The organism is Streptomyces sp. SDr-06, assembly GCF_003324565.1.
In the GTDB taxonomy this organism is placed as follows: Bacteria; Actinomycetota; Actinomycetes; order Streptomycetales; family Streptomycetaceae; genus Streptomyces.
Genome location: NZ_QOLA01000005.1, coordinates 140380 through 153453, shown reverse-complemented (window position 1 = coordinate 153453; position 13074 = coordinate 140380). Strand labels below are relative to the sequence as shown.

The 13074-nt window shown below is 71.8% G+C and carries 11 protein-coding genes; 7 read left to right on the top strand and 4 right to left on the bottom strand.

Annotated features, from left to right (window positions below; genetic code table 11):
* Positions 1-125: 125 nt before the first annotated feature.
* Positions 126-1706: a methylmalonyl-CoA mutase gene (locus DT019_RS13665; RefSeq protein WP_114037058.1), complete on the top strand. Its 1581-nt coding sequence runs from the start codon at positions 126-128 to the stop codon at positions 1704-1706.
* A 103-nt stretch (positions 1707-1809) separates the two neighbouring features.
* Positions 1810-2394 carry a Uma2 family endonuclease gene (locus DT019_RS13660; protein WP_223279482.1) on the top strand — a complete coding sequence of 195 codons (585 nt, stop codon included), beginning with the start codon at positions 1810-1812 and terminating at the stop codon, positions 2392-2394.
* A gap of 24 nt (positions 2395-2418) precedes the next feature.
* On the opposite strand, the gene DT019_RS13655 is transcribed toward DT019_RS13660, so the two are convergent.
* From DT019_RS13655 to DT019_RS13640, 4 genes are all read right to left on the bottom strand, one after another.
* Positions 2419-3570 (bottom strand): acyltransferase family protein, encoded by a 1152-nt coding sequence (locus tag DT019_RS13655; RefSeq protein WP_223279480.1) that lies wholly within the window; start codon positions 3568-3570, stop codon positions 2419-2421.
* Positions 3571-3752: 182 nt separating this feature from the next.
* A complete protein-coding gene (locus DT019_RS13650; RefSeq protein WP_114037055.1) occupies positions 3753-4241 on the bottom strand; it encodes a MarR family winged helix-turn-helix transcriptional regulator in 489 nt (162 codons plus the stop codon).
* Between the two features lie 106 nt (positions 4242-4347).
* Positions 4348-5673, bottom strand: coding sequence for an alpha-2,8-polysialyltransferase family protein (locus DT019_RS13645; RefSeq protein WP_114037054.1), 1326 nt, complete (start codon positions 5671-5673; stop codon positions 4348-4350).
* Positions 5673-6656: a glycosyltransferase family 2 protein gene (locus DT019_RS13640; RefSeq protein ID WP_114037257.1), complete on the bottom strand. Its 984-nt coding sequence runs from the start codon at positions 6654-6656 to the stop codon at positions 5673-5675. The genes DT019_RS13645 and DT019_RS13640 overlap by 1 nt, the downstream gene beginning before the upstream one ends.
* 188 nt (positions 6657-6844) lie before the next feature.
* Here DT019_RS13640 and DT019_RS13635 point away from each other — a divergent pair, with 188 nt between their 5' ends.
* The 5 genes from DT019_RS13635 (at position 6845) to DT019_RS13615 (ending at position 12997) form a co-directional block, all read left to right on the top strand.
* Positions 6845-8191 carry a DUF6716 putative glycosyltransferase gene (locus tag DT019_RS13635; RefSeq protein WP_114037053.1) on the top strand — a complete coding sequence of 449 codons (1347 nt, stop codon included), beginning with the start codon at positions 6845-6847 and terminating at the stop codon, positions 8189-8191.
* Entirely contained in the window at positions 8191-9480 is a 1290-nt protein-coding gene (locus tag DT019_RS13630) for an acylneuraminate cytidylyltransferase (protein WP_114037052.1), read from the top strand. The genes DT019_RS13635 and DT019_RS13630 overlap by 1 nt, the downstream gene beginning before the upstream one ends.
* Positions 9481-9495: 15 nt before the next feature.
* A complete protein-coding gene (locus DT019_RS13625; protein ID WP_114037051.1) occupies positions 9496-10425 on the top strand; it encodes an N-acetylneuraminate synthase family protein in 930 nt (309 codons plus the stop codon).
* Positions 10426-10440: 15 nt separating this feature from the next.
* Positions 10441-11532 carry a hypothetical protein gene (locus tag DT019_RS13620; RefSeq protein WP_114037050.1) on the top strand — a complete coding sequence of 364 codons (1092 nt, stop codon included), beginning with the start codon at positions 10441-10443 and terminating at the stop codon, positions 11530-11532.
* A 238-nt stretch (positions 11533-11770) separates the two neighbouring features.
* Positions 11771-12997 carry an amidohydrolase gene (locus DT019_RS13615; RefSeq protein ID WP_114037049.1) on the top strand — a complete coding sequence of 409 codons (1227 nt, stop codon included), beginning with the start codon at positions 11771-11773 and terminating at the stop codon, positions 12995-12997.
* Positions 12998-13074: the final 77 nt, after the last annotated feature.

Here is a 13074-nt window from a genome sequence, read left to right as displayed (position 1 = left end):
CGGTCGCATCAGGAAGGCTGTGAGCAAGCTCCCAGCGTGCGCCTCTCCACCCGCCGCACGCCCGCCGCTACAGTCCGTCGCGAGGGTTGGACCAGCCAGTAGAGCTCTAGCGGGAGGCACAGCACATGGCGCGCGAGTCGGAATCCGGGTTGCCCATCGAGCCGGTCTACGGACCGGAGACCCTCGCCGGATGGGATCCCGCCGAGAAGCTGGGCGAGCCCGGCTCGTACCCCTTCACGCGTGGTGTGTACCCGTCGATGTACACGGGCCGGCCGTGGACGATGCGGCAGTACGCGGGCTTCGGCACCGCCGTCGAGTCCAACGCCCGTTACAAGCAGTTGATCGCCAACGGCACGATGGGTCTCTCAGTCGCCTTCGACCTGCCCACGCAGATGGGGCACGACTCGGACGCCCCGATCGCGTCCGGCGAGGTCGGCAAGGTGGGCGTCGCCATCGACTCGGTCGACGACATGCGCATCCTGTTCGGCGGCATCCCGCTGGACAAGGTGTCGACGTCGATGACGATCAACGCGCCGGCCGCCCTGCTGCTCCTCATGTACCAACTGGTGGGCGAGGAGCAGGGAGTTGCGGCGGATCAGCTCACGGGCACGATCCAGAACGATGTGCTGAAGGAGTACATCGCGCGGGGGACCTACATCTTCCCGCCGAAGCCTTCGTTGCGGCTGATCGCGGACATCTTCAAGTACTGCAAGGCCGAGATCCCGAAGTGGAACACCATCTCGATCTCCGGCTATCACATGGCCGAGGCGGGTGCCTCGCCCGCGCAGGAGATCGCCTTCACGCTGGCCGACGGCATCGAGTACGTGCGCACGGCGGTGGCGGCGGGGATGGACGTGGACGACTTCGCGCCGCGCCTGTCGTTCTTCTTCGTCTCCCGTACGACGATCCTGGAAGAGGTCGCCAAGTTCCGTGCCGCGCGCCGCATCTGGGCCCGGGTGATGCGGGACGAGTTCGGCGCGAAGAACCCCAAGTCGCTGATGCTGCGCTTCCACACCCAGACCGCGGGGGTGCAGCTCACCGCGCAGCAGCCCGAGGTCAACCTGGTCCGGGTCGCCGTCCAGGGCCTGGCGGCGGTGCTCGGCGGCACCCAGTCGCTGCACACCAACTCCTTCGACGAGGCCATCGCGCTGCCCACCGACAAGAGCGCCCGCCTCGCGCTGCGCACCCAGCAGGTCCTGGCGTACGAGACCGATGTGACCGCCACCGTCGACCCCTTCGCCGGGTCGTACGTCGTCGAGAAGATGACCGACGAGGTGGAGGCGGCGGCCGTCGAACTCATGCAGAAGGTCGAGGAGCTGGGCGGCGCGGTCAACGCGATCGAGCACGGCTTCCAGAAGGGCGAGATCGAGCGCTCCGCCTACCGCATCGCCCAGGAGACCGACTCCGGCGAACGCGTCGTCGTCGGCGTCAACCGCTTCCAGATCGAGACCGAGGACCCCTACGAACCGCTGCGCGTCGACCCCGCGATCGAGGCCCAGCAGGCGGCCCGGCTGGCCACCCTGCGCGCCGAGCGCGACCAGGCGGCGGTCGACGCGGCGCTGGCCGAACTGAAGAAGGCCGCCGAGGGCGACGACAACGTCCTGTACCCGATGAAGGACGCCCTGAAGGCCCGCGCCACGGTGGGCGAGGTCTGCAACGCGTTGCGCGAGGTGTGGGGGACGTACGTGCCGACCGACGCGTTCTAGGGGCGGAGCCCGAGGACGTGTCCCCCCTACGGGTGACCGGAGGCGGAATCGGGATGCCTCCGGTTACTCTCGGTGGAGAGTGGTCTCCCGAATGGAGGATGCCGTGGCCGTAATACTGAACGAGATGACGATCGGCGAAGCCGCCGACCGCCTCTCGGAGGCGCTGCCCGGACATCGCGTGGAGGTCCTCAAGGGGAGCATCGTCGTGACACCACCGCCTGACGGCCCGCACCAGGAGACCGTGGCTGAGCTGGTCTACCAGTTCCGGCAAGCCGGGGGCAGGGAATCCGGGCTCAAGTCACTGCCTGGCATCGGCGTCTGGCTCGGTACGGGTCCCGATGACTACGCCGAGCCGGACTGGGCCATCGTCGACGCCGACTACAAGGACGCCCTGGTCACGAAGAACTGCTACGCGGCGAACGTCTTCCGCCTCGTCCTGGAGGTGACGTCGTCCAACTGGGGCAACGACCTGGTCACCAAGGCCGAGACATACGCCGAGGCCCGGATCCCGGTGTACGTCATCGCCGACCGCAAGCACGGCGAGGTCCTGGTGCTCACGGATCCGGTGGGGGACACGTATCGGACCCGCTCCCGCTACGAACGGGGCGCGACCGTGGTCCTGCCCCCGTCCGTGGGGGTCGCCCTGGAGCTTCCCGTCGACGTGCTGCTCGACGGGGACGGTGACTGACCGCTCTGGTCGACGTCGACCCGGTCAGGACGGTGCGGGGCCCCGGGCCAGGGCTCGACGCAGCAGTGGCGTCGCCCAGCGCTCCACGTAGCGGTTGAGCAGCCAGGCCAGGAGCAGCATCGCCGCGATGGTGAGGGCGAAGGTGGCCGGGGCGGGGATGTGCAGGTCCTTGTGCAGCACGCCGACGACCACCCAGCCCAGGTGTTCGTGGACCAGGTAGAACGGATAGGTGAGGGCGCCCGCCACGGTGAGCCAGCTCCAGTCCGCCCAGCGGAACCAGCCGAGTGCGACGGCGCCGACCAGCAGGAATCCCAGGGTGACGATGGCGATGATCACCGAGGCGTGCCGGTTGGAGAAGGCCGCGGGGTTCGGCTTGTGCCACAGGCCCACGACCGCCCAGTGCTGGCCGATCGCCCAGCTGACCGCGACGATGCCCCACGCGGTCACGTCGCGCCGGTTGCGGTGCAGCAGGTACAGGCCCATGCCGCCGATGAAGAAGGGCGCGTACTCGGGCATGAACACGGCCTCCAGGAACGGCTGCTGGGCCGTCGCGGTGAGCGCGGCCGCGAGCGTCCAGCCCGCGCAGAACAGCACGACGCGGCGGCGGGTCGCGCCCGGCAGGACGACGCACAGGGCGAACAGGGCGTAGAAGCGGAGCTCGGCCCAGAGCGTCCAGCACACCCCGAGCACCCGGTGCACGCCGACCGGCATCTGGAGCATGGTCAGGTTCACCAGGAACTCGCTGGGCGTGACCGTCCGGTAGACGACCCACGGCAGCGCGAACACCGCGGTGACGATGACCAGCGCCGCCCAGTACGCCGGGTAGAGCCGGGCCACGCGCGAGGCGAAGAACGAGCGCAGGGGGCGGCCCCACCCGCTCATGCAGATGACGAAGCCGCTGATGACGAAGAAGATCTGCACGCCGAGGCAGCCGTAGGAGAACCACTCGTGGGTGGCCGGGAACAGCTTCTTGGGCGAGGCGCCCCAGCCCTTGCTGATGTCGCCGGACCGGCCGCCGTAGTGGTACAGCGCGACCATGAGGGCGGCGACCAGGCGCAGCCCGTCGAGCGCGCGCAGCCGGGAGACCGGGGCCGCGACCGGCGCGCGCCCGGCCGCCGGTGTCGGCCGCGGCTGACCGCCGGCGTCGCTTCGTACCCGCGGCAGGGTGTTGGTCACGGCTTTCCTCTTCCCGGCGTCCCGCTGCGGCCCGTCGGGCCTTGGCGTCGACAGAGTAGGACCGCCGCGGCCCGGAATCGGGGCCGCGGCGGTGGTGTTCCGCTGTCCGACGCGGCCCGTTCACCTCGTGCCGGAACGGGTTTGCCTGGGCGTCGATTTCGCCGTCGGTTCGGGCCCGCCGCTCAGTGGTGCCAGGCCTTGCCGCCCACGTTGTGGATCATGCGCTGGAGGACCTTGAGGGTGCGGACGTACTCCTCGTCCGTGATCCCGGCGTGGATCCGGTCGCGTGTCTCGCCCTGCCGGGCGGCGGCCGTCTCGCGCAACTCCCGTCCCGCGTAGGTGAGTTCCAGGAAGTCGGTCGGGTCCTGGGTGAGGAGGCCGCGGGCCACGAGTTCGTCGATGCCGTCCCCGATGACCGGGGCGCCCGCGTCCAGATAGCCCTGGAGGACGGCCACCACCTCGGCGCGCGGACGGCCGTCCACCGCCTGGTTGAGGATCCACCACTGGGGCTGGGTGAGGCCGAGCTCCGCGAGCATGGCGCGGATGTGGGTGACCACCGCGATGTGGGCGGCCCAGCTCCAGTAGCCGATCGGCTGGGCGGCGAGCCCGGCGTCGTCGTGGGAGTAGGTGAGGTCGTCGGTCCGCGGGGTGGGCTGTGTGTCGGTGTCCATGACTCAGGACCGTAGAAGCTCAACCGCGCTTGAGGTCAAGGGCGTTGGATTCCCCGGACGAGCGCGGGCGGGCCGCACGATCGTGGGCGGGAGAGGCGATCCCGCCCTACGCCCCCCGCCGCACCACTGCGCGGGCCCGCCGGGCCACCCGGCGCACCGTCGCGTTGCGCGGGATGAAGGCCAGCTGGGAGGGGATCGCACCCGGCAGAGCGAGCGCGGTGAGGCGGCGGCGCTTGAAGTACCGCCAGGTGTGCGAGTCCAAGGACCCCGCCAGGTACTGCTCGGCCGCACCCCGCAGATCCGGGCGCAGCTCCGGCTGCATCGCGTAGCCCACCGCGCCGAGCAGCCCGGCCAAGTCCACGAAGGGGGTCGAGACGTCCCCCTCCAGGGGCGGGAGCAGCGCGTCGGCGATGGTCACCGGCACCCGGTTGCTGTTCTGGTAGGGCGCGAGCCGGTCCAGGAGGAGTTCGGTGCCGACCCGGGCGACCGGGATGTCGTAGAACGTCGACGCCGTGAGCAGCGCCGTGGAGAAGCAGCCCACCACGAGCGCCGGGGAGATCCGCTCGTACAGCACCTCGGCCAGCAGCGGCCGCTCCAGCACGGTCAGTCGGACTTCCAGCGCCTGTGCCTCGCGGACCAGGGCGTGCGACCACGCGGGTGGCGCCGAGGGGTGCGGCTTGAAGACGATCCGGCGGTATCCGCGCGCCGCCGCTCCCCGCAGCATGCGCAGGTGCAGCTGCTCCTCCTGCTCCGGAGTGAGGATGGACAGCGCGGAGAGGTACTGGCCGAGGAGCAGCGCCACCGGCTCGTTCGCGTCGGCCGCGACCTCCAACTCGGTTTCCGCCGCCGCCAGTTCACTCACCGTCTTGACGAAGGCGGCCGTCGGAACCGTCTCGCTCGGCACCCCGAACTCGCCGAGCAGCAGCGGCCTCAGGCCCGGTACCAGATCGAGGTGGAGCACCCGCCGGACCCGTGACCCGATCAGCGGGTCGAGCTTGTTGCGGGTGGGGCCGTACGTCATCAGGCCGTCCGCGTACACGGTCAGGGGCGCGTCGGGGAAGAGCTGGGCAAGCGCCTGGGCCGGGTTCACCTGGATGGACTCCAGGGCGAGTTCGACCCGGTCGTCGCCGAGCCCCCACAGGACCCGCAACTGCCGCTCCCACAGCGGGACGTCGTCCGGCCGGGGCGACCAGCCGCCCGGGTGGAAGGGGGCGATGGTGTCGTTCCAGGAGAGCACCCCGTCGAAGCGGCCGCGCAGCTGCGCGAAGCCCGGCATGGTGTCGAGCGGGGGCGAGGTCTCCGGCACGGGCGCGTTGTTGCTGACGAGCAGCAGGCGGCGGTCCGCCGCGGGGAAGCAGTCGCTGTCGAGCGCGGCGGCCAGCGTGGCCACCCCGTACAGCGTGGACGCCGCGAAGATCTGGGTCGTGGGCATCAGGCGGCCGCCCCCGCCGAGGAGACGGCCGGGCGGTGGCGCAGTCGGCGCAGGCGTGCGGCGCGGCGGGAGTCCATCGAGTTCAGCGCGTCCTTGAGGTGGTCCTGCGGCATCCGCCGCAGGGCGGCCGCACTCAGGGTCCGCAGTTTTCTCGCCACGGCCGGTTCGAACCTTTCGATGGTGCTCATGTGGTGGGAAATGATCGCGCAATAGGTCCGCACCGCTTTCGGCAGCAGTTCGGCCGCATTCGGGTCCTTCGCCGTGTCGTCGATTACTTGATCGAAAGCGCGAATGAAATCGAGTTGTCGCACATCACCGATTTGAGTCAGTGAGGAGGCGACCCCGCGGCGGTAGAAGACGCCGAGCTGCCCGGTCACCGCGAACGACTCCGCCTCGCGGTGCAGCCGCCAGATCCACGGCCGGTCCTCGGCGGTGCGCAGGCCGTCTGTGAAGTGCAGCAGACCGCGTTCGGCGAGTCTGCGGTGGTACATCCCGGCCCAGGCGTACGCGTAGTCCACCGAGGTCGAGCGGGTGGTGGGCAGTATGGCGTCCCGCGGCGACATCACCTCCCCGCGCCGGCCGTGCGGAACGCGGTGCACCGTGCGCTCCTGACCGGTCACCTGGACATGGTCGGTACGGATGAAGTCGCATCCCAACTCATCGATACATGACAGCAGTTGGGCGAAGTGTCCGGGTGCGATCCAGTCGTCGCCGTCCAGGTACGTCAGGTATTCGCCGCGGGCCGCGTCCAGGCCGGTGTTGCGCGCCGTGGCCAGGCCGCCGTTGCGTTCGTGTCTGAGCAGCACCGCCCCCGGCAGTTCGCGTTCGGCGCGTTCGAGCAGCTCGATCGTGCCGTCCGACGAGCAGTCGTCGACGAGCAGGAACTCGAAGTCGTCGCGGGCGTTGGCGCGCAGACTTCGCAGGGTGTCGGGTGCGTAGGCGCGCACGTTGTAGAACGGCACGATGACGGAGAGCTTGACCACGGCGGTGACGCTATGGCGGCCGCCCGTCATTCGTCCTGTCCGGGACAGGGATGCGGGGTGAACGAAGAATGGCGGGACTGTTAACCGGCCCGTCCGCCCGTCCCGCACGCCTTTCGTAGTTGCGCTGTTAACCAGCTGTTGCAGTCGAGTTGGGCCGCGAATCCGCGCGGCTTTCTAGTTTCTACGGCGTGCCATCACGTACCGATTCAAGGCTGCGGATCGCGGTTCTCGCGGATTCGGACACCCGGTGGAAATGGGGTGCGCTCACCGCGCGCCGCCTCGCCGAACAGGCGCCCGGGGCCGAAGCCGCCGCACCCGAACTCGACGGCTTCCTGCTGCGCGGCCGTGCCACCCCCACCCCTCGCCAGCTCGCCGAGGTGGGGGCCGCCACGGGCGCCCCGCGCGAAGTGACGATGGCCCAATTCCTCGACCTGGCTGGCCCGTTGGGCTCGACGGCCGCGTACGACGTCATCGTGCTCGCGCTCGTGGGAGGCGCCGCCCAGGCCGCGCTGCACGGGCTCGCCGCCCGGTGGCCGGGGCACACCCGGCGGCCCGTCGTCGTCACCGGCTACGTGGGCGTCGTCTACGAGAAGCTCGCCGACGGCCTGCTCCTGCGGCACGGCGCCGACGTCGTACTCGCCAACTCCCGCCACGACGCCTCGCGTTTCCGCGCGGTCTACGAGGGAGTGGGCGCGGACGCGTCCGCCGTCACCGAGGCCGCGCTGCCCTTCCTCGGCGGCGCCGCCTACGCGCCGGAGCCCGGCCGCGACACGGTCGTCTTCGCCGCCCAGCCCTCGGTTCCGGAGAGCCGCGCCGACCGGCAGTACCTGCTGCGCCGCCTGGTCGCCCACGCCCGGCGCCACCCCGGCCGCGAGGTCGTCCTCAAGCTCCGCTCCAAGCCCGGCGAGCACACCACGCACATCGAGGAGCACCCCTTCCAGAAGCTCGCCAAGGGCCTGGACCTGCCGCCCAACTTCTCCCTCGCGTACGGGAACATGGGCGAGATCCTGGACCGCGCCGACCTCCTGGTGACCGTCTCCTCGACTGCCGCCCTGGAGTCCCTGCACCGCTCGGTGCCCACGGCCGTCCTCACCGACCTCGGCGTACGCGAGGCCCTCGGCAACCACCACTTCCTCGGCTCCGGCTGCCTCACCTCCTGGGACCGGCTCGACGCCGGACACCGGCCCACCCCCGACGCCGACTGGCTCGCCGACCAGGGCGTGGCCCCGGGCGAGGCGTACCACCGCGCCTTCGACCAGGTGCGGGCGCGCATGGGCGAGTTGCTGTCCGAGGAGAGCCTGCCGCCCATCGCGCCCTACTACACCGCCGCCACCGCGCCCGGCTACCTCCCGGGCATCCTCGCCCGCCACCACCTCGCCCCCGACGGCACCCCGCTGCCGGGCGCGGCCCCCGCGCACGAGCCGACCGGCCTGCGCCGGCTGGTCCGGGACGCCGTGCGCGACGCGGCCCGCGGCGCCTACCGCCACGGCGTACAGCGGGTCGCGCCCGTGATCCGCCGGATGGGAGAACTCTGATGCCCCCGACCAACGGCGCCCCCGACACCGCGAACCGGCCCGCGCAGCGGCCCGCCGCGCCCGCCGCGCCTCCCAGGGTCCTCGCCGTCGTCCCGGCCCGGGGTGGCTCCAAGGGCGTGCCCGGCAAGAACCTCGCCCCCGTCGCCGGGGTGCCGCTCGTCGTGCGGGCCGTGCTCGCCTGCCGCGCCGCCCGCCACGTCACCGACGTCGTCGTCTCCACCGACGACCCGGCGATCGCGGCCGCCGCCCGCTCGGCCGGCGCCGAGGTGGTCGACCGCCCGGCCGGGATCTCGGGCGACACCGCCACCAGCGAGGCCGCCGTCCTGCACGCACTGGACGCGTACCCGGCCACCGACGTGGTGCTGCTCGTGCAGTGCACCAGCCCGTTCCTGACCCGCGAGGACGTCGAGGGCGTGGTGGCCGCGGTCGTCGAGGACGGCGCCCAGAGCGCGGTGACCGTCGCCCCCTTCCACGGCTTCCTGTGGCGTGAGGGCGAGCTCGGCGAGGGCCAGGGCATGGGCCACGACAAGTCGGTCCGCCCGCGCCGCCAGGACCGCCCGCAGGACTTCCTGGAGACCGGCGCCGCGTACGCCATGGACGCCGAGGGCTTCCGCACGCACAAGCACCGCTTCTTCGGCCGCACCGCGCTGGTGCGCACCGACCCCGCCCGGGTCCTGGAGATCGACGAGCCGCACGACCTGGCGCGGGCCCGCGCGCTCGCCCCGCTCCTGGACCGCCCGGCCACCCCGGCCCGCGACGACGTCGACGCGGTCGTCCTCGACTTCGACGGCACCCAGACCGACGACCGGGTCCTCATCGACTCCGAGGGCCGCGAACTCGTCGCCGTGCACCGGGGCGACGGCCTCGGCATCGCCGCCCTGCGCCGGGCCGGACTCAAGCTGCTCATCCTGTCCACCGAGCAGAACCCGGTCGTCGCCGCTCGCGCGCGCAAGCTGAAGATCCCCGTGCTGCACGGCATCGACCGCAAGGACCTCGCCCTCAAGCAGTGGTGCGAGGACGAGGGAGTCGACCCCCAGCGCGTGCTCTACGCCGGCAACGACGTCAACGACCTGCCCTGCTTCGCGCTCGCCGGCTGGCCCGTCGCCGTCGCGGACGCCCACGACGCGGTGCGCGCCGCCGCGCGCGCCGTCACCCGCACCCCCGGCGGCGAAGGAGCGGTCCGCGAGATCGCCGCCTGGCTCCTCGGACCCGAGCTCGACCCCACCCCGCGGGCCCCGCACCTTCCCCAGCCCCACCGGGCCCCGCAGTCCGACCACACCCCCGCTTAGCTAAGGAACGCCCTCATGAGCAACCGTCTGCGCACCCTCGGCAGCCGTACCGCAGGACCGGGTCACCCCGTCTACGTGACCGGCGAGATCGGCATCAACCACAACGGCGACCTCGACAAGGCGCTCGCCCTGATCGACGCCGCCGCCGACGCCGGCTGCGACGCGGTCAAGTTCCAGAAGCGCACCCCGGAGATCTGCACCCCGCGCGACCAGTGGGACATCGAGCGGGACACCCCGTGGGGCCGGATGACCTACATCGACTACCGCCACCGGGTGGAGTTCGGCGAGGTCGAGTACCGCGCCATCGACGAGCACTGCCGCACCCGCGGCATCGACTGGTTCGCCTCGCCGTGGGACACCGAGGCCGTCGCCTTCCTGGAGAAGTTCGACGTGCCGGCCCACAAGGTGGCCTCCGCCTCGCTCACCGACGACGAGCTCCTGCGCGCCCTGCGCGCCACCGGGCGCACCGTCATCCTCTCCACCGGCATGTCCACGCCGAAGCAGATCCGGCACGCCGTGGAGGTGCTCGGCAGCGACAACATCCTTCTCTGCCACGCCACTTCGACCTACCCGGCCAAGGCCGAGGAGCTCAACCTGCGCGTGATCAACAGCCTGATGGCCGAGTACCCCAACGTCCCGATCGGCTACAGCGGCCACGAGACGGGCCTGCAGACCACCCTCGCCGCCGTCGCCCTCGGCGCCGCCTTCGTCGAGCGCCACATCACCCTCGACCGCGCCATGTGGGGCTCCGACCAGGCGGCCTCCGTCGAGCCCGGCGGTCTCACCCGCCTGGTCCGCGACATCCGCACCATCGAGGCCGCGCTCGGCGACGGCGTCAAGAAGGTGTACGACTCCGAGCGCGCCCCCATGAAGAAGCTGCGCCGCGTCGCCGGGGTCGTCGCCCAGGCGGAGGCCGCCGGGGACCGCGCTCCGGCCGCGGTCTGAGGGGGCGGGCCCGCCGTGCCTCGGGACACCTCCGCCACCGTCGCCTTCGTGGAGAGCCCGGTCCAGCTGCTCAACGTCCTGGAGTGGGCCCATTCGCCGGGCCCGCTGCTCGACGGCGTACCCGCGCAGCAGCGTCCCGGGGCGCCGGACCTGTCGGAGCTGACCGTCGTGGTGCTCTCGCCGACCGACCCCATGTCGCGCGGCCAGCTGCGCCGGATGGCCGAACTCGCCCGCGACGCGGGCACCCGGGTGCGCTGGGAGGAGGCCCGGGGCGGGCTCACCGCCCCGCTGCACACGATAGGCGGGCTCACCCCGACGCTGCGGCGGGCCGACCGGATCGTCATGGGCGACCCGTTCTCGCGCTACGTACAGCTGCTGCTCACCGTCGCCCGCGCCCGTGACCTGGTGGTCGTCGACGACGGGACGGCCACCATGGAGTTCGTCTCCCAACTCGCCCGCGGCGAGCGCCTGGTGCGCTGGCACCGGCGGGGCAGCCGGGCCGGCGCGCGCGACCTGCTGTTCGCTCCGGTCTCCGCGGCGGCCCGCCGCCGGCTCACCCCCGCCCGGCGCCGCGACGTCGAGGTGTTCAGCGCGATGCCGGTCGAGGCGCCCGAGGGCGTCACCGTCACCCCCAACACCTTCGGCTGGACCCGGGCGAACTTCGGGCCGCCGCGCCTGACCAAGGGCGCCGACCTGGTGGGCACCTCCCTGGTGGAGACCGGCGTCGTCGACCCGGAGAGCTATCTCACCGCGGTCGGCATGCTGGCCCGGGCCCACGGCGTGACCCGGTACTTCGCGCACCGCAGGGAGTCCGCCGAGAAGCTGCACACCCTGCACGCGCGCACCGGTCTGGAGGTCGTACGCCCCGACCTGCCGCTCGAACTCATAGCCCGCCGGGGGCCGGTGGGCCGGACGATCCTGAGCTTCCCCTCCACCGTCGTCCACACGCTGCCGCTGGCGCTCGCGGGCACCGGCGTGTCCGTGGTGGTCTGCGACATCGACCCGCGCTGGCTCACGGACAAGGCCTCACCCCGGGCGCAGGGCTTCCTCGACGGGGTGACCGGGACGGCCCGCGCGGCCCACGGCCTGGCCACTGTGGCGGCCTAGCGGGATCTTCGCGCTGCGGTTCGCGCCCGCGTCTCCTACCCTGGGGAGTACGCCCCCTCCTCCTGTGGGGGGAACGCCAGTTCCAGGGCATCGGGCACAAGGACGAAATAGTTTACCCAGCCCAAGCGATCGGCATGCGCCAGGCGACCAGGTTTCTTTCCCCTATGCGGCTGAACTTTTGTTGATCGCGCGCCAGTTGACCCTTCAAGAGGCCTACCCTCAACGAGTGAACCAGTTGATGTCCCGTGAGTCGTACGAAGCCGATCTGCCCGGCGAAGCACCGCTGCCCGGCGAGCTGAGCGAGGCCCTGTGTGCCGAACTCATCGCCTTCCGCCGGGACTTGCACATGCACCCGGAGCTCGGCAACCAGGAGTTCCGGACCACCGCGGCGATCAAGGCCCGGCTCGAGGCGGCCGGGCTCGGACCGCGCGTGCTGCCGTCCGGCACCGGGCTCATGTGCGACATCGGGACCTGGGACGGCGTCCACCCGATGCTCGCCATCCGGGCGGACATCGACGCGCTGCCCATCCCCGACGCCAAGGCGGGCGTCCCCTACCGCTCCACCGTCCCCGACCGCGCCCACGCCTGCGGCCACGACGTGCACACCACCACCGTCCTCGGCACGGGCCTGGTCCTCGCCGAACTGGACCGCGAGGGTCTGCTGCCCGCGCCCGTGCGGCTGCTCTTCCAGCCCGCCGAGGAGGTGCTGCCCGGCGGCGCCGCCGACGCCATCGTGGCGGGCGTCCTGGACGGGGTCGGCCGCATCATCGCGGTGCACTGCGACCCGCGCGTGGACGCGGGCCGGATCGGGCTGCGCCACGGCGCCATCACCTCCGCCTGCGACCGCCTGGAGGTCTTCCTGGACGGCCCCGGCGGGCACACCGCGCGCCCGCACCTGACCACCGACCTGGTGACCGCCGTCGCACGGGTCGCCTCCGACGTGCCCGCGCTGCTCGCCCGCCGCATCGACGCCCGCGCCGGGCTCGCCCTCACCTGGGGCCGCATCGAGTCGGGCCACGCCTGCAACGTGATCCCGATGCACGCCGAGCTGGCCGGAACCGTGCGCTGCCTCGACCTCTCGGCGTGGCGCGACGCGCCCGACCTGGTGCACGCCGCGATCGACGAAGTGGCCGCCCTGCACGGAGCCAAATCGGAGATCAACTACGTCCGCGGAGTACCCCCGGTCGTCAATGATCCGGTCGTCACCGAGCTGCTCCGCGACGCCATGACGGCCCGCCGCGGACCGTATGCGATCGAGGACACGGAGCAGTCACTGGGTGGCGAGGACTTTTCGTGGTACCTGGAGCATGTACCTGGGGCGATGGCCCGTCTCGGGGTCCGTACGCCGGGCTCGAATGCCCGGCTTGACCTCCATCGGGGTGATTTCGACGCGGACGAAGCCGCCATCAAGGTCGGGGTGGAACTGTTCACCGCCGCAGCGCTCCTGGATGGCAACCGCTCGTAACCGGACACTTCATCCCCTGTTCGCGGCGATTCGATAACGGCTTCCGAACAGGGCTTTACGCGACATCTACGCGCGTT

Bases quoted from the DNA above. Each gene is read 5' to 3' on its own strand.
- DT019_RS13665 (WP_114037058.1), top strand. From the start codon at position 126: ATGGCGCGCGAGTCGGAATCCGGGTTGCCCATCGAGCCGGTCTACGGA.
- DT019_RS13650 (WP_114037055.1), bottom strand. From the start codon at position 4,241: ATGGACACCGACACACAGCCCACCCCGCGGACCGACGACCTCACCTAC.
- DT019_RS13645 (WP_114037054.1), bottom strand. From the start codon at position 5,673: ATGCCCACGACCCAGATCTTCGCGGCGTCCACGCTGTACGGGGTGGCC.
- DT019_RS13630 (WP_114037052.1), top strand. From the start codon at position 8,191: ATGCCCCCGACCAACGGCGCCCCCGACACCGCGAACCGGCCCGCGCAG.
- DT019_RS13625 (WP_114037051.1), top strand. From the start codon at position 9,496: ATGAGCAACCGTCTGCGCACCCTCGGCAGCCGTACCGCAGGACCGGGT.
- DT019_RS13615 (WP_114037049.1), top strand. From the start codon at position 11,771: ATGTCCCGTGAGTCGTACGAAGCCGATCTGCCCGGCGAAGCACCGCTG.